At 69.0% G+C, this 21855-nt stretch carries 27 protein-coding genes; 19 read left to right on the plus strand and 8 right to left on the minus strand.

The features are described 5' to 3' along the window. Positions 1–7: 7 nt before the first annotated feature. The 6 genes from IEZ09_RS08300 to surE all read left to right on the plus strand — a co-directional run bounded on the left by IEZ09_RS08300 (position 8) and on the right by surE (position 5351). On the plus strand, positions 8–1039 hold the full coding sequence (locus IEZ09_RS08300) for a CbiQ family ECF transporter T component (protein WP_189253023.1): 1032 nt from the start codon (positions 8–10) through the stop codon (positions 1037–1039). Then, on the plus strand, positions 1036–2592 hold the full coding sequence (locus tag IEZ09_RS08305; RefSeq protein ID WP_189253024.1) for an ABC transporter ATP-binding protein: 1557 nt from the start codon (positions 1036–1038) through the stop codon (positions 2590–2592). The genes IEZ09_RS08300 and IEZ09_RS08305 overlap by 4 nt, the downstream gene beginning before the upstream one ends. Beyond that, positions 2589–3428: an ECF transporter S component gene (locus IEZ09_RS08310; protein ID WP_229812348.1), complete on the plus strand. Its 840-nt coding sequence runs from the start codon at positions 2589–2591 to the stop codon at positions 3426–3428. Before IEZ09_RS08305 ends, IEZ09_RS08310 begins: the two co-directional genes overlap by 4 nt. Before the next feature lie 24 nt (positions 3429–3452). Continuing rightward, positions 3453–3638 (plus strand): hypothetical protein, encoded by a 186-nt coding sequence (locus IEZ09_RS08315; protein ID WP_065914194.1) that lies wholly within the window; start codon positions 3453–3455, stop codon positions 3636–3638. Positions 3639–3730: 92 nt separating this feature from the next. Beyond that, complete coding sequence (locus IEZ09_RS08320; RefSeq protein WP_229812349.1) at positions 3731–4591, plus strand: 1-phosphofructokinase family hexose kinase; 861 nt, start codon at positions 3731–3733, stop codon at positions 4589–4591. A 4-nt stretch (positions 4592–4595) separates the two neighbouring features. Then, on the plus strand, positions 4596–5351 hold the full coding sequence (gene surE, locus IEZ09_RS08325) for a 5'/3'-nucleotidase SurE (RefSeq protein ID WP_189253026.1): 756 nt from the start codon (positions 4596–4598) through the stop codon (positions 5349–5351). Here the strand turns inward: surE and IEZ09_RS08330 are convergent. From IEZ09_RS08330 to IEZ09_RS08340, 3 genes are read right to left on the minus strand one after another with little or no spacing between them, the layout of a single operon-like run. Then, complete coding sequence (locus IEZ09_RS08330; RefSeq protein ID WP_189253027.1) at positions 5314–5643, minus strand: hypothetical protein; 330 nt, start codon at positions 5641–5643, stop codon at positions 5314–5316. The genes surE and IEZ09_RS08330 overlap by 38 nt on opposite strands. A gap of 8 nt (positions 5644–5651) precedes the next feature. Next, positions 5652–6047, minus strand: coding sequence for a DUF5313 family protein (locus tag IEZ09_RS08335; protein WP_189253028.1), 396 nt, complete (start codon positions 6045–6047; stop codon positions 5652–5654). Beyond that, positions 6044–6493, minus strand: coding sequence for a MarR family winged helix-turn-helix transcriptional regulator (locus tag IEZ09_RS08340; RefSeq protein ID WP_189253029.1), 450 nt, complete (start codon positions 6491–6493; stop codon positions 6044–6046). The genes IEZ09_RS08335 and IEZ09_RS08340 overlap by 4 nt, the downstream gene beginning before the upstream one ends. Positions 6494–6612: 119 nt before the next feature. Between IEZ09_RS08340 and IEZ09_RS08345 the strand changes: the two genes are divergently transcribed. Then, positions 6613–7440: a glycosyltransferase family 2 protein gene (locus IEZ09_RS08345; RefSeq protein ID WP_189253030.1), complete on the plus strand. Its 828-nt coding sequence runs from the start codon at positions 6613–6615 to the stop codon at positions 7438–7440. Here IEZ09_RS08345 and IEZ09_RS08350 read toward each other — a convergent pair. The 4 genes from IEZ09_RS08350 to IEZ09_RS08365 form a co-directional block, all read right to left on the minus strand. After that, entirely contained in the window at positions 7403–8482 is a 1080-nt protein-coding gene (locus IEZ09_RS08350; protein WP_229812351.1) for an aminotransferase-like domain-containing protein, read from the minus strand. The genes IEZ09_RS08345 and IEZ09_RS08350 overlap by 38 nt on opposite strands. Positions 8483–8512: 30 nt before the next feature. Continuing rightward, on the minus strand, positions 8513–9709 hold the full coding sequence (locus IEZ09_RS08355; protein WP_229812352.1) for a PI-PLC domain-containing protein: 1197 nt from the start codon (positions 9707–9709) through the stop codon (positions 8513–8515). A 371-nt stretch (positions 9710–10080) separates the two neighbouring features. After that, positions 10081–10362, minus strand: a complete 282-nt coding sequence (locus IEZ09_RS08360; RefSeq protein ID WP_189253033.1) for a hypothetical protein — start codon at positions 10360–10362, stop codon at positions 10081–10083. 313 nt (positions 10363–10675) lie between these two features. Further along, the gene (locus tag IEZ09_RS08365) at positions 10676–10879 is read right to left on the minus strand and encodes a cold-shock protein (RefSeq protein WP_189253034.1); all 204 of its coding nucleotides are present in this window, start codon (positions 10877–10879) and stop codon (positions 10676–10678) included. A gap of 138 nt (positions 10880–11017) precedes the next feature. Between IEZ09_RS08365 and IEZ09_RS08370 the strand changes: the two genes are divergently transcribed. The 9 genes from IEZ09_RS08370 to IEZ09_RS08410 all read left to right on the plus strand — a co-directional run bounded on the left by IEZ09_RS08370 (position 11018) and on the right by IEZ09_RS08410 (position 17671). After that, complete coding sequence (locus IEZ09_RS08370) at positions 11018–12118, plus strand: acyl-CoA dehydrogenase family protein (protein ID WP_189253035.1); 1101 nt, start codon at positions 11018–11020, stop codon at positions 12116–12118. Beyond that, positions 12118–13119, plus strand: coding sequence for a s-methyl-5-thioribose-1-phosphate isomerase (locus IEZ09_RS08375; RefSeq protein ID WP_189253036.1), 1002 nt, complete (start codon positions 12118–12120; stop codon positions 13117–13119). Before IEZ09_RS08370 ends, IEZ09_RS08375 begins: the two co-directional genes overlap by 1 nt. Then, positions 13116–13772 (plus strand): acireductone synthase, encoded by a 657-nt coding sequence (gene mtnC / locus IEZ09_RS08380; RefSeq protein ID WP_189253037.1) that lies wholly within the window; start codon positions 13116–13118, stop codon positions 13770–13772. Before IEZ09_RS08375 ends, mtnC begins: the two co-directional genes overlap by 4 nt. Then, on the plus strand, positions 13769–14365 hold the full coding sequence (mtnB, locus tag IEZ09_RS08385) for a methylthioribulose 1-phosphate dehydratase (RefSeq protein ID WP_268247610.1): 597 nt from the start codon (positions 13769–13771) through the stop codon (positions 14363–14365). Before mtnC ends, mtnB begins: the two co-directional genes overlap by 4 nt. Beyond that, positions 14362–14925 (plus strand): 1,2-dihydroxy-3-keto-5-methylthiopentene dioxygenase, encoded by a 564-nt coding sequence (locus IEZ09_RS08390; protein WP_189253039.1) that lies wholly within the window; start codon positions 14362–14364, stop codon positions 14923–14925. The genes mtnB and IEZ09_RS08390 overlap by 4 nt, the downstream gene beginning before the upstream one ends. A gap of 94 nt (positions 14926–15019) precedes the next feature. Further along, entirely contained in the window at positions 15020–15697 is a 678-nt protein-coding gene (locus IEZ09_RS08395; RefSeq protein ID WP_189253040.1) for a polysaccharide lyase family 7 protein, read from the plus strand. A 122-nt stretch (positions 15698–15819) separates the two neighbouring features. Then, positions 15820–15993, plus strand: coding sequence for a hypothetical protein (locus tag IEZ09_RS08400; RefSeq protein ID WP_189253041.1), 174 nt, complete (start codon positions 15820–15822; stop codon positions 15991–15993). Between the two features lie 79 nt (positions 15994–16072). Then, positions 16073–16720 (plus strand): heparin lyase I family protein, encoded by a 648-nt coding sequence (locus IEZ09_RS08405; protein WP_189253042.1) that lies wholly within the window; start codon positions 16073–16075, stop codon positions 16718–16720. Positions 16721–16735: 15 nt separating this feature from the next. Then, positions 16736–17671, plus strand: a complete 936-nt coding sequence (locus tag IEZ09_RS08410) for an asparaginase (RefSeq protein WP_189253043.1) — start codon at positions 16736–16738, stop codon at positions 17669–17671. Here IEZ09_RS08410 and IEZ09_RS08415 read toward each other — a convergent pair. After that, positions 17668–18288, minus strand: a complete 621-nt coding sequence (locus tag IEZ09_RS08415; RefSeq protein WP_189253044.1) for a TetR/AcrR family transcriptional regulator — start codon at positions 18286–18288, stop codon at positions 17668–17670. The genes IEZ09_RS08410 and IEZ09_RS08415 overlap by 4 nt on opposite strands. A gap of 110 nt (positions 18289–18398) precedes the next feature. Between IEZ09_RS08415 and IEZ09_RS08420 the strand changes: the two genes are divergently transcribed. From IEZ09_RS08420 to IEZ09_RS08430, 3 genes are all read left to right on the plus strand, one after another. Beyond that, a complete protein-coding gene (locus IEZ09_RS08420; protein WP_229812353.1) occupies positions 18399–19160 on the plus strand; it encodes an SDR family oxidoreductase in 762 nt (253 codons plus the stop codon). Between the two features lie 38 nt (positions 19161–19198). Then, positions 19199–20098: a VOC family protein gene (locus tag IEZ09_RS46280; protein ID WP_229812354.1), complete on the plus strand. Its 900-nt coding sequence runs from the start codon at positions 19199–19201 to the stop codon at positions 20096–20098. A 95-nt stretch (positions 20099–20193) separates the two neighbouring features. Continuing rightward, on the plus strand, positions 20194–21810 hold the full coding sequence (locus tag IEZ09_RS08430) for an FAD-binding oxidoreductase (protein WP_189253045.1): 1617 nt from the start codon (positions 20194–20196) through the stop codon (positions 21808–21810). Positions 21811–21855 lie beyond the last annotated feature (45 nt).

Below are 21855 nucleotides of genomic sequence, written 5' to 3' on the forward strand. Positions count from 1 at the left end.
TCGGAGCGTGAGACTCCACTCCGGTGCGTGGTGGCTGTGGGCCCTTGGCCTGGCCACCGCCGCCAGCCGCACCACCAACCCGCTGCTGCTGGGCCTGATCCTGGCCGTGGCAGGCGTGGTCGTCGCGACCTGCCGGGCGAACACCCCGTGGGCCGGAACCTACGGCGTGTTCCTCAAGTTCGGCCTGCTCGTCATCGCCCTCCGCGTGCTCCTGCACGCCCTCCTCGGCGGCGTCGCGGGCCCGACCACGCTCTTCACCCTCCCGCAGGTCCCGCTGCCGGACTGGGCCCAGGGCATCCGCATCGGCGGCCCCGTCACCGCCGAAGGCCTGGTTTTCGCGCTGTACCAAGGCCTTCTGCTCGCCACGATCCTCAGCTGCGTCGGCGCGGCCAACGCCCTCGCGAACCCGAAGCGCCTCCTCCGCTCGCTTCCCGCCGCGCTGTACGAGGTGAGCGTGGCGGTCGTGGTGGCGCTGACCGTCGCGCCGCAACTGGTCGCGTCCGCGCGCTCGGTCAGAAAGGCCCGCCAGCTCAGAGGTGACACGGCACGAGGAGCCCGCGCGATCCGCACGATGCTGGTGCCGGTCCTGGAAGACGCCCTGGAACGGTCGCTGGTGCTGGCCGCCTCGATGGACTCCCGCGGCTACGGCCGCACGGCAGGTATTTCGAAGAAGGACCGCGTGCTCACCGGGACGCTCGTGCTGGCCGGGCTGTTCGGGTTCTGCATCGGCACGTACGGGCTGCTCGCCGACGCCTTCTCCGGCTGGCCGCTGCTCGCGGTCGGTGGTGTGCTGGCGATCGCGGGCCTGCGGGTCGGCGCGCGCCGGGTGCCGCGCACGCGGTATCGGCCGGACCGGTGGACCGCGAAGGCCGCCGGGGTGGCGTTGAGCGGGATCGCGGGCGCTGTGGTGCTGGTGTTCTCAACAGATCCAGCGTTGTCGCCGTCGACGGTTCCCCTGCAGGCACCGGAACTGCCGGTCCTGCCCGCGCTGGCGGTTCTGGTGGCTCTGCTGCCGGTGGCGATCGTGAGGGAAGCATGATCAGGTTCGAGGACGTCACGATCACCTACGCCGAGCAGCCCGTGCTCGCGAACATCTCGGTGGAGATCTCCGAGGGCGAGCTGTGCCTGGTCGTCGGCCGCACCGGCTCCGGCAAGTCGACGTTCCTGCGTGCGATCAACGGCCTGGTCCCGCACTTCAGCGGCGGCACGCTGGCCGGGCGGGTGCTGGTGGACGGGCGGGACACCGCGGAGTTCCCGCCGCGCGAGCTCGCGGACGTGGTCGGGTTCGTCGGGCAGGATCCGGTGGCGGGGTTCGTCGCGGACAACGTCGAGGACGAGCTCGCGTACTCCATGGAGTCGCTGGGCCTGCCGGGTGACGTGATGCGCAAGCGCGTCGAGGAAACTCTCGACCTGCTCGGGCTCGCGCCGGTGCGCGACCGTCCACTTGCGACTTTGAGCGGTGGCCAGCAGCAACGCGTCGCGATCGGTGCGGCCCTCACCGCGCATCCTCGCGTCCTGGTCCTCGACGAGCCGACGTCGGCGCTCGATCCGGGTGCCGCCGAGGACGTTCTGGCCGCGGTGCAACGGCTCGTGCACGACCTCGGCATGACCGTGGTGATCGCCGAGCACCGCCTCGAACGGGTCGCTCAGTACGCGGACCGCGCACTGCTGCTGCCCGAGGGCAGGATCGGCGAGGTCGGCGAGATCCTGGCCGCCGCACCGGTCGCGCCGCCCGTGGTCCGGCTTGCGCAGGTCGCCGGGTGGTCGCCGGTGCCGGTGTCGGTGCGGGACGCGCGCCGGCACGCGACGTCCCTGCGCGAGAGGCTGCCCGAACCCACGACCAGAAAAGCTGCCCGAGCCGAGCCGGTGCTCGAAGCACGAGACATCCAGGTGAAGTACGGCGATGTCCGTGCCGTGCAAGGGGTTTCGCTCGACATCGGCGCAGGTGAACGCATCGCGCTGATGGGCCGCAACGGTTCCGGCAAGTCGTCGTTGCTGTGGGCGGTGCAGGGGAGTGGCAAGCGCACGTCCGGCACGGTGTCCGTCGGCGGCACCGACCCCAAGGTGCTGAAGCCCGCCGATCGCCGCCGGACCGTGGCCCTGGTGCCGCAACAGCCGTCGGACCTGCTGTACCTGGAGACGGTCGCCGAGGAGTGCGCGCAGGCCGACGCCGAGACAGGCCAACCGGCGGGGACGTGCCGGACGTTGCTGGAAGGCCTGGCTTCCGTGCCGCAGGACGCCCACCCGCGCGATCTGTCGGAAGGACAACGGCTGGCGCTCGTGCTCGCCGTGATGCTGACCGGCGCCCCCGGCGTGCTGCTGCTCGACGAACCCACGCGCGGCCTCGACTACCCGGCGAAGGAAAAGCTGGCCGGCCTCCTCAAGAGCCTCGACAGCGCCGTCGTCCTGGCAACGCACGACGTCGAGTTCGTCGCGGAGTACGCGACGAGAGTGATCGTGATGGCCGAGGGAGAGGTCGTCGCGGACGGTCCTGCCCGCGAGGTCGTGACGTCGTCGCCGGTCTTCGCTCCGCAGGTCAGCAAGATCCTCGGACCGTGGCTGACGGTCGCGGACGTCGAGGCAGCGCTGTGATCGCCATCGGGAAACGATCAGCGGTCGCCCTGGCGGTGTCCGGGGTGATCGGGCTCGCCGCGTTCACCTGGCCGCTGTTCGTCGCACCGTCCAGCGACATCGCCCACGCCGGCGACGCGCCGTGGACGTTCGCGCTGTTGCTGCCGTTGGTGCTCGCCGTCGTGCTGGCGGAGCTGAGCGACAAGGGCATGGACTCCAAGGCGATCGCGATGCTCGGCGTGCTGTCCGCGCTCGGTGCGGCGATCCGCCCGTTGGGCGCGGGCACGGCGGGCGTCGAGACGATCTTCTTCCTGATGGTGCTGAGCGGCAGGGTGTTCGGGCCGGGCTTCGGGTTCGTGCTGGGCAACACGACGTTGTTCGCCTCAGCGCTGCTCACCGGCGGCGTCGGGCCGTGGCTGCCGTACCAGATGCTCGGCGCGGCCTGGGTCGCTCTCGGTGCCGGTCTTCTCCCGCAGTGGCGCGGCAAGGCGGAGATCGCGCTGCTGGCGCTGTACGGAGTGGTCAGCTCGCTGGTCTACGGGTTCCTGCTCAACCTGTCGTTCTGGCCGTTCGCGGTCGGCGAGGGCACCTCGGTGAGCTTCGACCCGGACGCGTCCGCGGGCACGAACCTGCTGCGGCTGCTGGCTTTCACGCTCGCCACGTCGCTCGGCTGGGACCTCGGACGGGCCGTCACCACCGCGCTGCTCGTGGTGGTCACCGGTCCCGTGCTGCTGAGGACGCTGCGCCGGGCGTCCCGTAAAGCACATTGGCTCAGACCATTGGCGACGAGTGGGGGTGGCGAGGAGCCCGACACCACCGGCGAGTGGGGCGTGCGGCATGACGGCCGCGTCTGCTGACTTCTTCTGGGTACTCCGTCGGACATGACGGATCCAGAGGAAGCCGAGGAGTTCGCGGAAGAGGTCGGCGTCGACCCCACGCCCCAGGAGGTCGACGAGTACCGCGACATGACGGAACCCGGTGAGTGGCGTGCCGACGAGAAGATGGGGCCGGGCGGCGCGCCCGCACCGCAGGACGGGGACGACCCGACCGGCGGTTCCGGCGCGTGACCTGGTGCGGGCGAGTACCGTTCGTCCGCACCGGGTAACCGGCTGTCGTGGATGCCCGAGTTGCCGTTTTTGCTCCGTCCCCTCAGCTGACCGTGACCATCGAGGACCTCGACGGTGAGCCCGACGTGCACCTGCACGCCGGTGGCCAGGGCTTCTGGCAGTCGAGGATGATCGCCGCGCTGGGCGTCGAGGCCGTGGTGTGCGCGGCCTTCGGCGGCGAAACCGGCCGTGTGCTGCGCGCGTTGCTGGAAGACGAGAACGTCGAGCTGCGCTGGCACGAGGTCACCGCCCGCAACGGCTCCTATGTGCACGATCGCCGCGACGGCCACCGATCCGAGATGGTCGAGATGCCACCGGACCCGTTGCCGCGGCATGAGCTGGACGACCTCTACGAGTCGATGTTGGTGGAAGGCATCCGCGCTGGTACGGCCGTGCTGAGCGGCCCGTCCGACGACCGCGTGCTGCCCCACGAGACGTACTTCCGCCTCACCTCCGACCTGACCAGGAACGACTGCCGCGTGATCGTCGACCTGGCCGGCGAGCGGCTGGCCGAAGCGGTGCGGGGCGGTCCGCACGTCGTGAAGGTGAGCCACGAGGAGCTGGGCGCGGAGGAGCTGCCCGAACTGGCGCGGGCGTGCCGGAAAATCGCCTCTTCCGGCGTGCACGGCGTGGTGGTGTCCCGCTCCGACGAACCGGCGTTGGCGCTGCTCGAAGACCAGTTCTACCTGGTGCGGATGCCTCGGCTGGAGCCCGTGGACACCCGTGGCGCCGGCGACTCCATGACCGCGGGGATTTCGGCGGGGCTCGCGCTGGGTATGCCGTTGGAGGACGCGGTGAAGCTCGGCGCTGCGGCGGGCGCGGTGAACGTGACCCGGCACGGCCTCGGCAGCGGCGGGGGAGAAGCGGTGCGCGAGCTGAGCGACCGCGTGGAACTGGACCCGATCGAGGAATGAGCGGATGCGTGCGCTGATCACCAACGACGACGGAATCGACTCTCCCGGCCTGGTGACCTTGGCCGAAGCCGCCGTCGCGTGCGGCCTCGACGTCGTCGTCGCGGCTCCCGCGACCCAGTCCAGCGGCACGAGTGCGTCGGTCGCGTCGGTCAGCGAGACCGGTCGCGTGGTCAGCGAACGCCGCACGCTGCCCGACCTCGACGCGGAGGCCTACGCGGTCGCCGCGCACCCGGCCCTGATCTCGCTGATCGCGTGCCGCGGCGGCTTCGGCGGCAAACCGGACGTGGTGCTGTCCGGCGTGAACCTCGGCGCCAACGTGGGTCGCGCGATCCTGCATTCCGGCACGGTCGGCGCGGCGCTGACCGGCCACCTGAACGACGTCTCGTCCCTCGCGGTCTCGCTCGACGTGGGATTGGAAGGGCCCGAACCGTTGTGGGACAAGGCAGGCGAGGCCGTGCGCGCCGTGCTGCCGATGCTGCTGGACATGCCCGCCGCCACGGTGCTGTCGTTGAACGTGCCCAACATCGTTGACGTGCAAGGGATCCGCTGGGCGCGGCTGGCGCGGTTCGGCTCGGTGCAGAGTCGCGTGGACGAGGTGGACGAGAACGAGATCGAGCTCGTCACCGTGTACTCCGAGGAATCGCTCGTGCCGGGCACCGACGCGGCCCTGCTCGCGTCCGGCTACGCGACGCTGACGCCGCTCACCTCGGTCGCCGAGGACGTCACTTCCCAGCGGCCTTCCCCGGCCTGGCCAGCGTGATCACCAGCCCGATCAACGCGGTCCGCACCTCGAGGAAGCTCTCGGTGGTCACGTCGTCGAGCGAGAACGCCAGCATTCCGAACGAGATCAGCAGGAGCAGCCCGTACATGCGCGCGAGGTCGTGCCGCCACGCCATCGCGACGCCGAGCGCGCCGACCCCGATCTGGATCACGTGGTAGTCGGGGTCCAGGCCGAACACGTCGAACCATCCGAACGCGAGCTGCAGCAACCCCGCTGACAGGGTGAGGATCTGCGGCCTCGTGAACTGCAGTTCGTCGCTCAGCAAGGCCATGGTCCGTCCTACCCTTCGGATCGCCGCCAGACCGCGTCGTACTGTGCTTGTCGTTCGCGGTCCCGCGCGGCGTTTCGCTCCCGGCGCCCCGAGGTCGCCGACCCTCGCGGGTACCCGTACTTGGTGAGCCGGTAATCCACGCTTTCCGGCGCGTAGGACAACGCGAAGTACAGTCCTACAACGAAACCGAGCGCTCCGCACGCGATTGCCAGCGGCCAGGGCGATCCGAGCCCGAACACCAGCGCCAGCGTGATGGCCGTCGTCAACGGCGCGACCTGCACCAGGCTGCGGATCGTGAAGCGCACCAACCACTTCGGACCGGTCACGTCCTTGTAGACGAACTCGCGGTGTTTGAGCGGCACCCGCCCGCCCGCGTAGTACCAGACCTTCAGCGCGGGGTTCACCTCGTCGCCTTGGCGATCACTTTGTGCAGCACCTCGTTGAGCTGCGCGAGCTCCTCGAACGTCATGTCCAGCTGCTCCACGACCTTGAACGGGATCTTCAGGGCTTCCTTGCGCAGTTCGCGGCCCTGCTCGGTCAGCGTCAGGGCCAGCGCGCGCTCGTCGTTCTTGTCCCTCTGGCGCTCGATGTAACCGATCGACTCCAGCCGCTTGAGGAGCGGGCTGAGGGTGCCGGGGTCGAGCTGCAGGACGTTGCTCAGGTCCTTCACCGAGCGCGGCGACCGCTCCCAGAGGGCCAGCATCACGAGGTACTGGGGGTGGGTGAGGTTCAGCGGCTCCAGGATCGGGCGGTACACCGCGATCACCGTGCGGGACGCCACGGCGAGGGCGAAGCAGACCTGCCGCTCGAGTTCGAGCGGGTTCTCCGGGATACTTGGTGTACTAATCATTTGTGTACACAGTAACTCATCGGCTTCACACCATCGGTGTGAGCCTCATGACGCCGTGTCGCACGCGCGGGCGTGTCGGGCAGGCGTGTCGACGGCGGGCTACGGGGTAGATGAGTGGCATGGCTCGCACGACCGTCGTCATCGCCTCGCGGAACCGCTCCGCCAGCCTCCTGCGCACGCTCGCGCACCTCAGCGAGCTCGCGGTGCCGGTGATACTCGTGGACAACGCGTCCACCGACGACAGCGTCGCCCAGGTGCGACAACGGTTTCCGCACGTCGAGGTGCTGGAGTCAGCGGTGAACCTCGGTGCGGTCGGACGCAACTTCGGGGTGCGGGCGGCGCGGACACCGTTCGTGGCGTTCGCGGACGACGACTCGTGGTGGGCGCCCGACGCGTTCGAACGAGCCGAGCCGATCTTCGACGCGCACCCGGACCTGGCCGTGATCGCCGCACGCACCCTCGTCGGGCCTGCCGAGAAGCCGGATCCGATCACGCCGCTGCTGCGCCACAGCCCGCTGGGTGACGGTGTCGCGGGGCCGGCGGTGCTCGGGTTCATGGCCTGCTCGGCGATCGTGCGGCGGCAGGCGTTCCTGGAGGTGGGCGGGTTCAGCCCGGTGCTGTTCTTCCGGGGTGAGGAAACCCTGCTCTCGTGGGACCTCGCGGCGGCGGGGTGGGCGCTCTGCTACGTCGAGGACGTGGTGGCGCACCACCATCCGGCGGTGGACCGGGAGCCCGGCGGTGATCTCGTCGAGCGGCGCAACGCCGTGCTGGCCTCGTGGATGAGGCGGCCGGTGCACCGCGCGGTGGCGGCGTCGTTGAAGGACCCGCGGGCGTTCAAGGCGGCGGTGCCCCGGCTGCGCCAGGCGCTCCGGCAGCGACACGCGCTGCCGAAGCACCTGGAGCGGCAGATCAGGAAAGCGAGCGGACCGCCGCGGCGAGACGCGTGATGCCCTCGTCGATCTGCTCCGGCGTGACGCCGGAGAACGCGAGGCGCATGGCGTTGTCGCCGCCCTCCAGCAGGAAGTCCGAACCCTTCACGAACTCGACGCCGTGCTCCTTGGCAACTCCGAAGAGCTTCTCGATCGACACGCCCGGCAGTTCGACCCACATGAAGTAGCCGCCCTGCGGCGCGGTGAAGATCGCCTCCGGCAGCTCGCGCTTCAGGGCCGTGACGAGGGCGTCGCGGCGGGCGCGCAGTGCGGTGCGGACGTTGACGATCGACTCCTCGATGCGGCCGGAGCGGCAGTACGAGTTCACGATCGACTGCGCCACCATGTTCGGCGAGATGTACGTGGTGGTCGCGATGTCCTGGATCTTCTTGATGACGGCCTTCGGGCCGACCAGGTAGCCGCAGCGGATGCCGGGCGCCATGGTCTTCGAGAACGACGACGCGTAGACGACCTTCTCGTTCTTGTCCTGCGACAGCATGGTCGGCAGGGGCTCGCCCTCGAACCGGACCTTGATGTACGGGTCGTCCTCGAACAGCACGAAGTCGTACTTGGCCGCGAGGTCGAGCAGCCGCGCGCGCTTGGCCTCGGACAGCGTGTAGCCGGCCGGGTTGTGGAAGTTCGGGATGATGTGCGCGAGCGACGGCCGCACACCGCTCTCCAGCAGCTGCTCCAGCGCGTCGACGTTGATGCCGTCGGTCTCCAGCTCGATGGCGTGGATCTTGGCACCGCGCTGGCGCAGGTTCAGCAGCGTGCGGTCGTAGGTCGGCGCCTCGACCACCACGTCGTCGCCCGGCTGCACGAGCAGCTCGAAGAGGAACGCGTCGGCCTGCATCGAGCCGTTGGTGACGAGCACCTGCTCCGGCTCCACGCCGTGCTGCTCCGCGAGCCACTGCCGCAGCGGCACGTAACCGACGCTCGTGCCGTACGCGAACGTGCCGCCAGGGTCGTCGGTGAAGGCTTTCTGCGCTGCTTCGCGCAGGCCCTCCTGGTCGATGATGTCGAGAGAGGGTGCTCCGCGCGTGAACAGAATCGAGGCCATGCGCGGAGCGTACAACTCCCACGATTTGGGCTACGGCCTATATACGTATGCGTTGAGCTGCTGCACCGCCTGGGCCGCGTTGCCGAGGTGATAAAGGTCAACCGAAAGGTAGTTCGGCTTCTTGCGGGCCGCGGGCTGGCAGAACTGCTGGGCCCGGTTCGCGAGCTTGCTGTTGTCCGTCGTCGCCGTGCCGCTGAACGGAACGTTGCGGAAGTGGTTCATGACGAACAACGGCTGGAACGAGCCCGTGGCCGTGAGCGGTTTTTCATCCCATCGGCTGTAGCAGGACCAGTCGGAGGTGCCCAGGCCCGGCCCCATCGACCAGTAGTTCTCGACCGTCCAGTCCTTCTGGTACAGCACGCCCGAGTCCTCCCGGCCGTCCTTGCCGTGGTCGGTGAAGATGATCAGGCGCTTGTTGGCGTTCTGCAGCTGGCTGCGCGTCGGCCACCCGTTCTCGCGCACTCCTTCCGCGCGGAAGAGGACGTCGTTCAGCCCCTGCACCCGCCGCAGTTCGCCGCGCAGCACGTCGGCCGACACGTAGTCCTCCAGGAACACCGTGACGATCTCGCTCCGATTGTTCCGGAGAAAATCCACAATTCGCTGAAGGTCGACGTTGAGCGCCACCGGCCTGCTCACGAGCGTGCAGCTGTTGTGACACAGGATCGCCCCGTCGGGCGTCTGGTGGATGTCCAGCATGAAGCCCCGCACGCCGTCGTCGAGCTGCTGCACGATGCCGCGCGTCTGGTTCTTGGCGAGGTTGACGAACGGCGGCGCGAACCCGCCGTCCACCCCGTTCGCGTACGCGTTGTGGGCGGTCAGGAACGTCATCTGGTCGAGCCGCGGGTCTGGTGGCATCGGCTCGGTCCGGCTGGTGACCGGCGTCAGGTACCAGCGCGACTCGCCGTTCAGGCTGAAGAACTCCCATTGATCACCGAACTGCTTCAGCTCGTGAACCGCATCCCCCTGTGCACACGAACCCACGGTGAGCTGACGGGTGATGCACTGACCCGGTGAGTCGGTGTTCTCGAACCTCCCGTCACTCAGTCGCCATTGCTGGTGGTCCTCGTTGCCCTTCGGGCGGTGCAGGGCCAGTCCGGTGCCGCTCTGGGCGACGTTGAGGCCGGTCCGGACACCGGTGATGTAGTACGTGCCCGACGGAGCCGCGTGCGCGGTGGTCGGCACCAGGGGAAGCAGCAGCAGAGCTGCGACGGCAGGGAGGTATCGCACGGTGACCAGAGTCACCCACACGAGTGAGACGTGAAACGTCCTCAGGCGTTTGGACGTTTAACACTGTGGGTATCCCACGCAACGTCAGCTCCTCTTCACCAGTAGTACAACTCCACGGCAGCCGTCGCCCAGCCGAAGGGTTAGGGCCGGTTCTGAGCGCCGCCTTCACAAGCCGCGCAGGGTTCGACTCCCTCGGTTGCCACCGTTCGCTCGTCGACCCGCGGCGAGAGGTACAGGCGTCGTGGCCGACGGGCCGCGACGCCTTTCTCGTGCCGAGGCAGTTCGGATTCGTGCACGGGGGCACGAACCCCCACTGGCTGGGACCTGAAGCCGTCCCGCCTCCGGTTGGCGCACGCTCTCGCAAGCGGTGGTCAGAAGGGCGGATCGCCGCCGGAGGCGAAGTCGGCCTCCTCGTGGTCCGCACGCGTCGGGGGCGGGTCGCCGCGACGTCTGGCCAGGGCGCGCAGCCGGTCGCCCGCGTACTCCAGGGCCTCGCGCAGCTGGTCGGTGGACGCGTCGGCGCGGCGGTCGACGCCCATCAGGTCGTTCAACTCCCGGTTGACCGAGCCCGGATGGCGGCTGGACTCCCTGGCGAGCACGAAGGCCGCCTTGTTGAGCGAGCTGCGCAGCGACTGCTTGTCCTGGATCATCATCGGCCTCCAATGGAACTCTCGGTGACTCCACGATGACAGACAGGTCTGACAATTCCTGAAGCCCAGCTCAGGGCACGTTTCCCGGAGGCGCGGCCGCCCGGCGACGCAGCACGGTCGACCCCGCCACCAAACAGGGGGAGAGGCTGCTGCAGATCACCGGGTCGTCACGATCGACACCGGATCGTCGAACTGGCCGGAGCCGGCGCACTCCTGCCGACAGCGACCCTCCTCATCACCGCGATCGCCACCAGATCCGTCCGGGCACAGAAAAGCCCGCCCGGCAGCACACCGAGCGGGCCGGGGAAGAGCTGATTCAGATGGCGCGGACGGCCTGCGCCTGTGGTCCCTTCTGACCCTGGCCGATCTCGAACTCCACGCGCTGCTTCTCCTCCAGCGACTTGAAGCCGGTGCCCTCGATCTGCGAGTAGTGCACGAAGACGTCCGGACCACCGCCGTCCTGCGCGATGAATCCGAAGCCCTTCTCGCCGTTGAACCACTTAACGGTGCCCTGCGCCATACCAATTGCTCCCTAGAGTTGGTCCCCCGCCCAGCGGGGTGCGCGGGCAGTCTGCCAGCGGATTGTCTCTCTCACATCGTGGTTAGCCCGGTGGTGTGACGAAGTAAGTTGAACCGGGTGTCACCGAGAGGAGCAGGGATGACGAACTGGCTGGACGTCGCGCACGACGTGGCGGCGACGCTCAGGTCCGACGCGGCGGACAGGGACCGGGCCAACCAGCCACCCGCCAAAGAGGTCGAGCTGCTCCGGCAGAGCGGGCTGCTGAACGTCGAGGAGTGGGCTCAGCAGCAGAAGATCAACCGGATCATCGGCGCCGCCGACGCCAACGTCGGGCACCTCCTCGGGTACCACTACCTGCAGATCTGGCGCAGCGGGCTCTTCGACGTCCCCTTCAGCCGGGCCAAGGACCAGTTCTGGGCCGGCGTCAGCAACCCCCTCGACGCGGCCCTCGAACTGACGCCCAAAGGCACCGGCTTCCTCCTCAACGGCCGCAAGACGTTCGCCACCGGTGCGTCCGTGGCCGACCGGATCGTCGTCAGCGCCACCCGCACGGACAACGGCGAGAAGCTCACCTTCCTGCTCGACGGCAAGGCGGAAGGAATCACCTACCTGGACGACTGGGACAACATCGGCCAGCGGCTCACCGCGTCCGGTGGTGTGAGCTTCGAGAACGTCGAGGTGTCCGAGATCCTCGGTGTGCAGCCGGCGAACGAGGACCCGCGGATCAGCCTCGCCGCGATCGGCTTCCAGCTCGTCCTCGTCCAGCTCTACGTCGCCATCGCCGAGGGCGCGCTGGCCGAGGCCGCCGACTACACCCGCACGAAGACCCGCCCGTGGTTCGTCAGCGGGGTCGACCAGGCCACCGACGACCCGTACATCGTCGCCGCGTACGGCGAGATGGTGTCCCAGACGAGGGCGGCGGGCCTGCTCGCCGACGAAGCCGCCAGGCAGCTCCACGAGGCCTCCGAGCTCGGCCGCCACCTGACGCCCGCGAAACGAGCGGAGGTCGCCGTCACCATCTCCGCGGCCAAGGTCGTCAGCACCAAGCTCGTCAACGAGGTCACCAGCCGGATCTTCGAGCAGGTCGGCGCGCGTGGAACGGCCGCGAAGTACGGCGTGGACCGGTTCTGGCGCAACGCCCGCACGCTCACGCTGCACGACCCGGTGGTCTACAAGGCCCGCGAGGTCGGCGAGCACTTCCTCACCGGTGCCCGTCCCGCCCACACCGGGTACAGCTGATGCAGCCGGTGCTCGCCGACTCGGTCAAGCTCACCGACGACGGCGTGCTGATCCTCGACCGCCGCGAGTTCCCGTTCGAACGCACCTGGGTGCTCTGCCGGACCGTCGAGGACGTCGCGCGGGCCATCGAGGACATGGTCACCCAGTCCTCCGGCCCGTACTTCGCGGTCCTCTACGGCATGGTGCTCAAGGCGAGGACCCTGGAGGACAAGCCCTTCGCCCAGGCCCGCGCGGAGCTCGCCAGGACCGCACAGCTGCTTGAGAACACCCGGCGCACCAACAACGCCCTGCGCAAGGCCACCAAGATCGTCCTCGACGCCGTCGACGAGGCCCAGGACGTCCGGAGCGCCTTGCAGGGCGCGCACAACGGCGACGCGGTGTACCGGGCGAAGAGCCAGGCGCTCGGCGAGCACACCGCGAACCTGCTGCCGGACGAAGCCACCGTGCTCACCCACTGCTGGGCCGATCTCTACCTGACCGAAACGGTCAGAGCCGCCCAGCAGCAGGGCAAGAAGCTCCGGTTCTTCTGCACCGAGACCAGGCCCTACCTGCAGGGAGCCCGGCTCACCGCCGAGACGTTGATCGAGATGGGCGTGGACACGACGCTCATCACGGACGGCATGGGCGCGGCCGTGCTGCAATCCGGTGAGGTCGACGCATTGGTCACGGCGGCCGATCGGGTCACCATGGACGGGCACGTCGTCAACAAGGTCGGCACACTGGGGCTGGCCGTGGCCGCCCACGCGTTCGGCGTACCGTTTCACGCCCTGGTGCAGGCACCGGACCGGCAGGCGCCGACCGCGGCGGACGTGCCGATCGAACACCGCGACGGCGCGGAGGTGCTGCAGGTGCTCGGCAGACCGAGTGCCACGCCGCGGGTGAAGGGGCTGTACCCGGCGTTCGACGTCACGCCGCCGCGGTTCGTCACGGACGTGGTGACGGACAGAGGGGTGTTCGGCGCCGGGGAGCTGGACAAGTACTACGAGGGAGAACAGCGGTGAGCAAGTGGGTCGTGCTCGACATCGAGGGCACGCTGAGCGCGACGGACCAGGTGCTGGTCGTCCTGTACGACTACGCCCGGCCGAGGCTCGGGCCCTGGATCGAGGAGCACGGTGACGACCCCGTGGTCGCCGACGCCGTCAAGCAGATCAAGGAACTCGCCGGCCACGACGACGTCGTCAAGGCGCTGCACGACTGGATGGACGCCGACCAGAAGGTCACGCCCCTCAAGACGTTGCAGGGCCTCATCTGGCAGCAGGGCTACGCGCAGGGCGACCTCGTCGCGGAGTTCTTCCCCGACGTCGTCCCCGCGCTGCGCAAGTGGCACGACGACGGCGTGAAGCTCGCGATCTTCTCGTCCGGCTCGGTCGCGGGCCAGATCGCGTTCTTCAAGCACACCACCGACGGCGACCTGACCCCGTTGCTGGAGCACCACTTCGACACGGTCAACGCCGGCCCGAAGCGCGAAGCCGAGTCGTACCGCAAGATCGCCGCGGTGCTGCAGAGCGACGACATCACGTTCTACAGCGACGTCCCGGCCGAGCTGCACGCCGCGCAGGAGGCGGGCTGGAAGACGGTCGGTGTCGCGCGCGCCGGTGAGCCGTACGGCAACGCCGACTTCACGCCGCACCCGACCGTGTGGGAACTCTCGTGACGGCAGAGCTCGCCCGCGAGTGCGTCCGGTACGCCCGGATGGGCTGGATGCGCGGCACCTCGGGCAACCTTTCCGTGGTGCTGCAACGGGATCCGCTGCGCCTCGCGGTCACGGTCAGCGGCGTCGACAAGGGCGAGATCACCGCGGAGGACAGCGTGGTGATCGACTCCGAAGGCCTCGCCGTCGACTCCGACAAGATCCCGTCCGCGGAGGCCGGTCTGCACGCCAGGATCGCCAGGGTCGCCGGGGCGGGCGCGGTCGTGCACGTCCACGCGCTGGCACCGGTCGTGGCTGCGGAGCACTGGCCGGACGGCGTGGTGCTCAAAGACCTCGAAATGCTCAAGGGTTTCGGACGGCAGGCCCACGAGGAAATCGTCATCCCGGTCGTGCCGAACTCGCAGGACATGGTCGAGCTCGGCGACGCGTTCGAGAAGGGCTTCGATCCTGGCGTTCCGGCGTTGCTCGTCGCACGGCACGGGGTGTACGTCTGGGGTGACGACCTGATGCAGGCCCGGCACCGCCTGGAATGCCTGGAGTGGTTGCTGCGCTTCAAGGTGGAGACGCGAGACATCTTTACGGGGAGGCACTCATGACGCTGCTGACGGTGTGGCCGGACTCCGGCCCGGAGGAGACCCTCGTCCGCACCACCGACCCCGAGGAGATCGCCACCGCGCTCAAGGAGCACGGCGTGCGCTTCCACCGGTGGTCCGTTGTGGACGGTGTGACCGCCGAGAACGCCTTGCAGGTGTATGAGAAGGACATCGCCCGCGTCAGCGAGACGGAGGGCTACACCTACGTCGACGCGATGGAGATGACGCCGGCCGACACCGACGAGTACCGCGCGAAGGCCGTCGAGTTCCGCAACAAGTTCCTCGCCGAGCACACGCACGACGACGACGAGGACCGCTACTTCGCCCGTGGCGCAGGCGTTTTCTACCTGCACATCGGCGACAAGGTGTACGCGGTGTTCTGCGAGGCGGGCGACCTGCTGAGCGTCCCGGCGAACACGACGCACTGGTTCGACATGGGCACGACGCCGGACTACGTGTCGATCCGCTTCTTCCACGACGACGACGGCTGGATCGGCAACTTCACCGGCAGCGACATCGCCACGAAGTTCCCGACGTTCGACGAGCTCCGTTCAGGCATCTGAATCTCGTTCCGGAACTTCGCCCAGCTGTTGATCCCTCCGCCTTCGTGCCGCCACAGTGGTACAGACCACTTATCGAAGGTCGGAGGGATTCACCGTGGAAACCCCTGCTCTCCACCCACGTCGTTCCGTGCTCGCCCTCGCCCTCGCCACACCCCTGATCGTGGCCCCGGCGGGTCAGGCTCTTGCTCAGCCGCCGTCCGCCCAATGGGTTTCGACGCCGTACACGTACACGATGCAGAAGCCGTACAACTTGCCGTTGAGCGCGCGCTACAAGTACGAAGGCGGCGTGCACACGATGTGGGTCTACGACTACGACCAGCCCCACACCCAAGGCAGCCCAACGGATCCGCGCACCGAGATGCGCTTCAACCAGGAGTACTCCAGCGGCCAGCGCGCCTGGGAGGGCGAGATCTACGTCCCGGCCGGCGTGAGCGGCCCGACCGTCGTGCAGATCCTGCGCGGCAACAGGCCCGACGGCACCCGCGCCACCGACGTGATGCTCAACGTCGCCAACATCAACGGCGGCACCCTGCGCAAGGACAGCAACCAGGTCATCGCGACCGGCATCTACAACAAGTGGTTCAGGATCCGCGTCGAGCACACCGCGGTCGCGGGCGGCCGGGGCACCGTCAAGACCTACTACAACGGCGCCCTGAAACTGACGCACCCCGACGAGGGCCCGGCGACGCGCTACTTCAAGAACGGCGTCTACCACCACGGCAGTGGCCGCGCGGAGGCCCGTTTCCGCAACATCACCTACTGGAGCCAGTGACCCGGATGTGGTCGGCCCGTGCGACCTCCCACTCCGATCGAGCAACGGCTGCTCCAGTCCCAGCTGGGAGTGGACCGGTCCGCGATCGGTGAGCTGGGGCAGACGTTCAGGCGGAGTTGTGCGTGAACAGCCCGCGGATCACCGAGCTGGCCTGCCTGTGGCGGACCGCGCCCGGCTCCGGTCTGCCGGAGCCGGGCGGCGAGTTCCTCGGTGCGATGCTCGACCACTTCCCGGAGCTGTTCCCCGCCTGGGACTACGCCGATCTGCGCGAGCGTTTCGCCGCCCGGTTCGGCTGACCGGAATTTCGGTGATTGCGGAGCCCGGCCCCGGTGTGGAGATCCTGGTCCAGACCACTAACCGAGGCCGGAGGCTTCCGTGACCCTGCCCCGTCGTTCCCTCTTCGCCCTGCCCGCCGTCGCCCTGCTCGCGACGCCCGCGCAGGCGGCACCGGCGTGGACGGAGACACCGTTCACCTACAAGATCCAGAAGCCGTGGAACCTGCCGCAGAGCGCGCGCTACAAGTACGAAGGCGGCGTCCACTCGATGTGGGTGTACGACACGGACGAGCCGATGAGCGAGGGCAGCAAGACCGACCCGCGCACCGAGATGCGGTGGGAGCAGGAGTACTCCAGCGGCCAGCACGCCTGGCAAGGCGAGATCTACGTGCCGAGCGGCGTCAACGGCCCCACCGTCATGCAGATCCTGCGCGTGCGCGGCGGCGATCCCGGCACCCCGGCCACCGACTTCATGCTCAACGTCAGCAACGCCAACGGCGGCACGCTCCGGTACTACACGAGCACGGTGATCGCTCAGAACATCTACAACACCTGGATCCGCATCCGCGTCGAGCACTCCGCCGTCGCCGGCGGCACCGGCAAGATCAAGGTCTACGCGAACGGCGCTCTGAAAGCGACCGTGTCCGACCGCGGCAAGGCCACCCGCCACTTCAAGAACGGCGTCTACCACCACGGCAGCGGCCGCGCGGAGGCCCGTTTCCGCAACATCACCTACTGGCGCCAGTGACCCTAGAGTGGGCTCATGAGCTCACAGGTGGCGGTGGCATCGCTCGGCGGCACGATCACGATGACGGGCTCCGGCGCGGTGTCACCGACACTCGGCGCGAAAGACCTGGTCCAGGGCCTCGACGTGGGCGAGATCGCCACCCTGGCGACGATCCCCGGCGCCTCGCTCACCTTCACCACGTTGCTGGAAGCGTTCGACTGGGCCGACAAGCAGGTCTCCGGCGGCGCCGGCGGCGTCGTGATCATCCAGGGCACCGACACCCTCGAAGAGACCGCGTACTTCTTCGACTGCCTGTGGCCGCACGACGAACCCGTCGTCGTCACCGGCGCCATGCGACACCCCGGCCTGCCCGGCGCCGACGGCCCGGCGAACCTGGCCGCGGCCGTCGTGGTGGCGGGCGCCGCCAACTCGCGCGGCCGCGGCGCCCTGCTGGTGATCAACGACGAGATCCACGCCGCCCGCTGGCTCCGCAAGGCGCACAGCAGCCTGCCGAGCGCGTTCGAGTCGTTCCCCGGCCCGCTCGGCCTCGTCGTCGAAGGCCACCCGCACTACTTCCACCCCTCGCACCGCCTGCCCGCGTTGCCGCGCCCGCAGGACGTGCCCGCCGTCCAGCTCGTCGAGGCGACACTGGACGACGACGGCTCGCTCCTCGACTGGCTCAACGTCGGCGGAGTCGTCGTCGCGGCGACGGGCGCCGGGCACGTCTCCGAGGGCATGGCCGAGGCGATCTCGCGGGCCCGGTTCCCGGTCGTCGTCGCGACGCGGACCGGCGCGGGCACCACGCTGCGCACCACGTACGGCTTCACCGGGTCCGAGTCGGACCTGATCAAGCGCGGTGCCGTCATGGCGGGCTGGCTGTGTCCCCGCAAGGCGCGTGTGCTGCTGCGGCTCGCCCTCGGCGCGTCGCACCCCGTCGAGGACGTTTTCGCAGCTCGCGGCAGCGTTTTCTAGCCGCGGCGACCGGCAGCCGACATGGGTTGCACCGGCCACGTCCGCAGTGCCATCTCGCCGACCGCCATCAGCGTCTCGGTGTTCACCCCGTCCCGCGCCTGCTGCGACATGCCCTGGATGACCGCGACCACGTAGGTCGCGAGTCCCCGCGCGTCGGTGTCCGCGGGCAGCTCGCCGGAGCGGATCGCGTCGGCGATGCGCGACTGCAGCAGGTCGCGGTTCGCGTTGCGCCGGTCGGCGAGCTCGATGCTCACCTCGGCGTTGCCGGGGGAGTTGTTGGCGGCCGCGGCGATGACCAGGCAACCCGGCGGGTGACTGCCCTCGGCGTAGTGCTCGGCCGCGCCCATGATCAGCCGGTGCACCAGGCCCGTCGCGGTGGTCTCCTCGGCGAACGCGTCCGCCATGAACCGGCCGTAGGTCGCGTTGTAGCGGTTGACCACCTCGGTGAACAGGGCGCGCTTGTCGCCGAACGCCGCGTACAGGCTCGGTGGGTTGATCTTCATGGCCGCTGTCAGCTGGGAGATCGACGTGCCCGAGTAGCCGTGCTCCCAGAAGACGAGTGTGGCCGCCTCCAGTGCCGCGTCGCGGTCGAACGTCCTCGGGCCAGACCTGGCCATGAGTCAACCCTCCTCAACTTTTGTGAGCCCGATCTCACCGGACCGGCTTGACACGGGGTCTCACCTCGCACGACTATCTGTAGCGATCGCTACAGATTGGAGGATACACGGTGTCCGAGGGGAAAGTCGCTGTCGTCACCGGCGGCAGCCGGGGGATCGGCGCGGCGATCGCGCTGAAGCTCGCTGCCGACGGTGCGACTGTCGCCGTGCACTACGGGCGCGACGCGGCGGCTGCGGAGGAGATCGTCAAGAAGATCGAGCACGCCGGGGGCAACGCGTTCGCGATCCAGGCCGACCTGGCCGACACCGAAGGGCCGGCGGCGCTGTGGGCGGCGTTCGACGAGAAGTCCCGTGAGCGCGGGATGGACGGCAAGTTCGACATCCTGGTCAACAACGCGGGCGTCACCGTGCGCGGCGTGATCGAGGAGACCGACCCGGCCGAGTTCGACCGCCAGCTCGTGATCAACGTGCGCTCGCCGTTCTTCGTCACCAAGCTGGGGCTGGAGCGGCAGAACGACGGTGGCCGCATCATCAACATCTCGTCCGGTGCCACGCGCATCGCGCTGACCGACATCATCGGCTACAGCGCGACCAAGGGTGCGATCGACGCGTTCACGCTGACGCTGGCGAAGCATCTCGGTCCGCGGAAGATCACCGTCAACGCGGTGGCTCCGGGTATCATCGACACCGACCTGAACGCGGCGTGGCTGAGGGGCAACGACGCCGCGCAGCAGTCCGCGGCGGAGTTGTCCGCGCTGGGCCGGGTCGGTCAGCCGTCGGATGTCGCCGAGGTGGTCGGCTTCCTGGCGAGCGATGCGTCCGGCTGGGTCACCGGCCAGGTCATCGACGCCACCGGCGGCAGCGCGCTGTGACAACCTGAGTCTGATCCGGGGGGATTGCTGTGCGTGGGATGGACACTGCGGAAAGCGCTTTACCGCAGGCGACCCTGCCTGGCGCGGTCGCCGTTGATCACCTCGCGAGCACGGTTTCCGATCTGGAGGCCGCAGTCGCATTCCTGACCGCCGAGCTGGGCGGTCAGGAGTGCTACCGCGAGGGCCCGATCGCCGATGCCACCGGCGATTGGATGACTCGCAAGCTCGGCGTTCCCGCCGAGGCGAGTGCCCGGATCGCCATGATCCGTCTGGGGAAACGCCTCAACTTCGAGGTGTTCGAGTACACCTGTCGCGGCGCGAGCCGCACCGCTCCGCAACCGGGCGCGCCGGGGGCGTCGTGCCTGCTGCTCGCCGTCGCGAACCTGCCGGTCTTCGCCGCGCGGATGCGCCTGGCCGGGCTGGACGTCGAGGACGACGAACGCCGGCTCCTCCGTTGCCGCACCGAGTTCGGGCTGACGTTCGAGGTCGTCGAGGACACCGCGGTCGACCCGCGGTTGCCGGTCGACGTCGTCGGCATGAGGTACACCGTCGCAGACCTGCCTGCGGCACAGAGGTTTCTGACGTCCGTGATCGGCATGGGGGCCGCTCACGGCACTGTCCACCGCCTCGGCAACGGCCCGCTCGTCGAGCTGACTCCGGCGACGCTGCCGGGAGTGCCGCCGGGCAACCACGACGTCGGTGGGCACCACCTCGCGTTCGCCGTCACCGATGTGGACCGCGCCGCGGAGTTCCTGGCACACCAGGACGGCGTGCACGTCATGGGCACACCGGAGACGGTGACCACGGGGCCCATCGCGGGCGACCGCTGGGTCTACTTCACCAGTCCGTTCGGCATGCAGATGGAGCTGATATGCATGCCCGACGGCAACCTGCCCTACGAGCGCGCAACGTCCGCGCGCCGGTGGCAGCCGTGCTGAGCTGAGACAGCTTTCCCAGCACTGCCACCACTTCTTCCTTCCACACTTCCTGTGATGGCGCTCGAACGCGCCCGTTCCTGGGGAGCTTTCACACAATGGCATACAAGCACGCCCCTGCAACGCTGTCCCGGCGCAGCGTGCTCGGTGCGGGGCTGGCGGCTGTGCCCGCACTCGCACTGACACCCGCGGCGACCGCGCTGGCGGACCCGGTGTCCCGGCAGGACACCGCGGCCACCGTCGTCACGCCCGTCGACCCGCAGTTCGCGAGCCTCGCGAAGGGCACCAACCAGCGGCTGAACGGCAGTCCCGACCGAGTGGTGATCGCGACGTCGACCCAGCAGGTCGTCGCCGCCGTCGCCCACGCGCTGCGCAACGGCCAGCAGATCGCCGTGCGCAGTGGCGGCCACTGTTACGAGGACTTCGTCACCAACGCCGCCGTGCGCACGGTCATCGACGTGTCCTCAATGGACGAAGTCGAGTTCGACGCGCAACGCGGGGCGTTCGCGATCGGACCCGGCGCGCAGCTCGGGCACGTCTACCGCCAGCTGTTCCGGCGGTGGGGCGTGGTCGTGCCCGCGGGCAACTGCCCGACCGTCGCGGCCGGCGGTCACTTCGCGGGCGGTGGCTACGGAAGCCTGTCCCGCCGCAACGGGTTGAGCATCGACCACCTGTACGCGGTCGAGGTCGTGCACGTGACCGCGTCCGGCGAGGTGCGGGTCGTGGTCGCGACCCGCGAGGCGAACGACCCCAACCGCGACCTGTGGTTCGCGCACACCGGTGGCGGCGGCGGGAACTTCGGCGTCGTCACGCGCTACTGGTTCCGTTCACCGGGCTCGGACGGCCGCGACCCCGCCAAGGCGCTGCCGTCCCCGCCCAGCTCGCTGATCATCAGCGAGGTCGTGTGGCCGTGGGAGCAGATCGACGAGGCCGCGTTCGCCACGCTGATGCGCAACCACGGCACCTGGCACGAGCGCCACAGCGCGCCGAACTCGCCGGAGCGCCACCTCTTCAGCCAGCTCAAGCCGTTCCACCGCAGCAACGGCAGCATCGTGCTCGACACGTCCGTCGACGCGGGCCAGCCGAACGCGGAAGGCATGCTGGCCGCGTACATCCGGGCTGTCGGAGCCGGGCTGCCCGCGCCCAAGGTGATGCAGCACCGGACCGTGCCGTGGCTGCAGGCCACCACCTGGGGCGGGTTCACCGGACCGGACTCGACGACCAGGTTCAAGGGCAAGTCGACCTACCTGCGGCGCTCCTACCCGGAGGCCCAGATCAAGGTGATGCACCGGCACCTGACGCGCACCGACTTCGCCAACGCCGGTGCGCTGATGATGATCGCCTCGTACGGCGGCCAGGTGAACGCGGTGTCGTCCACGGCGACCGCGTCCCAGCAGCGCGACTCGATCATCAAGCACCAGGTCGTGTCGCTGTGGAACGACGCCGCCGACGACGCCGCGAACATGGCGTGGGTGCGCGAGTTCTACCGCGACCTCTACGCAGGCACCGGCGGTGTCCCGGTCTCCAACGAGGTCACCGACGGATGCTTCGTCAACTACGCGGACGTCGACCTGTCCGACCCCGCGTGGAACAGCTCAGGCGTGCATTGGGGCCGCCTGTACTACAAGGACGCGTTTCCCGCTCTGCGCGCGACGAAGCGCCGGTGGGATCCGCTGAACGTGTTCCGCCATTCGCAGTCCATTCCCCTTTCCTGATCGGAGTCTGCCAATGACGGCTGTTGCGTCCACACGCGACAGTCA

It is taken from the genome of Lentzea flava, from assembly GCF_014648475.1.
Lineage (GTDB): Bacteria > Actinomycetota > Actinomycetes > Mycobacteriales > Pseudonocardiaceae > Lentzea > Lentzea flava.

Excerpts from the sequence above, each read along its gene's own strand:
- IEZ09_RS08370 (WP_189253035.1), top strand. The coding sequence starts at position 11,018 with ATGACGAACTGGCTGGACGTCGCGCACGACGTGGCGGCGACGCTCAGG.
- IEZ09_RS08345 (WP_189253030.1), top strand. The coding sequence starts at position 6,613 with ATGGCTCGCACGACCGTCGTCATCGCCTCGCGGAACCGCTCCGCCAGC.
- IEZ09_RS08410 (WP_189253043.1), top strand. The coding sequence starts at position 16,736 with ATGAGCTCACAGGTGGCGGTGGCATCGCTCGGCGGCACGATCACGATG.
- IEZ09_RS08430 (WP_189253045.1), top strand. The coding sequence starts at position 20,194 with ATGGCATACAAGCACGCCCCTGCAACGCTGTCCCGGCGCAGCGTGCTC.
- IEZ09_RS08360 (WP_189253033.1), bottom strand. The coding sequence starts at position 10,362 with ATGATGATCCAGGACAAGCAGTCGCTGCGCAGCTCGCTCAACAAGGCG.
- IEZ09_RS08350 (WP_229812351.1), bottom strand. The coding sequence starts at position 8,482 with ATGGCCTCGATTCTGTTCACGCGCGGAGCACCCTCTCTCGACATCATC.
- IEZ09_RS08330 (WP_189253027.1), bottom strand. The coding sequence starts at position 5,643 with ATGGCCTTGCTGAGCGACGAACTGCAGTTCACGAGGCCGCAGATCCTC.
- IEZ09_RS08390 (WP_189253039.1), top strand. The coding sequence starts at position 14,362 with ATGACGCTGCTGACGGTGTGGCCGGACTCCGGCCCGGAGGAGACCCTC.
- IEZ09_RS08415 (WP_189253044.1), bottom strand. The coding sequence starts at position 18,288 with ATGGCCAGGTCTGGCCCGAGGACGTTCGACCGCGACGCGGCACTGGAG.
- IEZ09_RS08340 (WP_189253029.1), bottom strand. The coding sequence starts at position 6,493 with ATGATTAGTACACCAAGTATCCCGGAGAACCCGCTCGAACTCGAGCGG.
- IEZ09_RS08375 (WP_189253036.1), top strand. The coding sequence starts at position 12,118 with ATGCAGCCGGTGCTCGCCGACTCGGTCAAGCTCACCGACGACGGCGTG.
- IEZ09_RS08305 (WP_189253024.1), top strand. The coding sequence starts at position 1,036 with ATGATCAGGTTCGAGGACGTCACGATCACCTACGCCGAGCAGCCCGTG.
- IEZ09_RS46280 (WP_229812354.1), top strand. The coding sequence starts at position 19,199 with ATGGACACTGCGGAAAGCGCTTTACCGCAGGCGACCCTGCCTGGCGCG.
- IEZ09_RS08315 (WP_065914194.1), top strand. The coding sequence starts at position 3,453 with ATGACGGATCCAGAGGAAGCCGAGGAGTTCGCGGAAGAGGTCGGCGTC.
- IEZ09_RS08365 (WP_189253034.1), bottom strand. The coding sequence starts at position 10,879 with ATGGCGCAGGGCACCGTTAAGTGGTTCAACGGCGAGAAGGGCTTCGGA.
- surE (WP_189253026.1), top strand. The coding sequence starts at position 4,596 with ATGCGTGCGCTGATCACCAACGACGACGGAATCGACTCTCCCGGCCTG.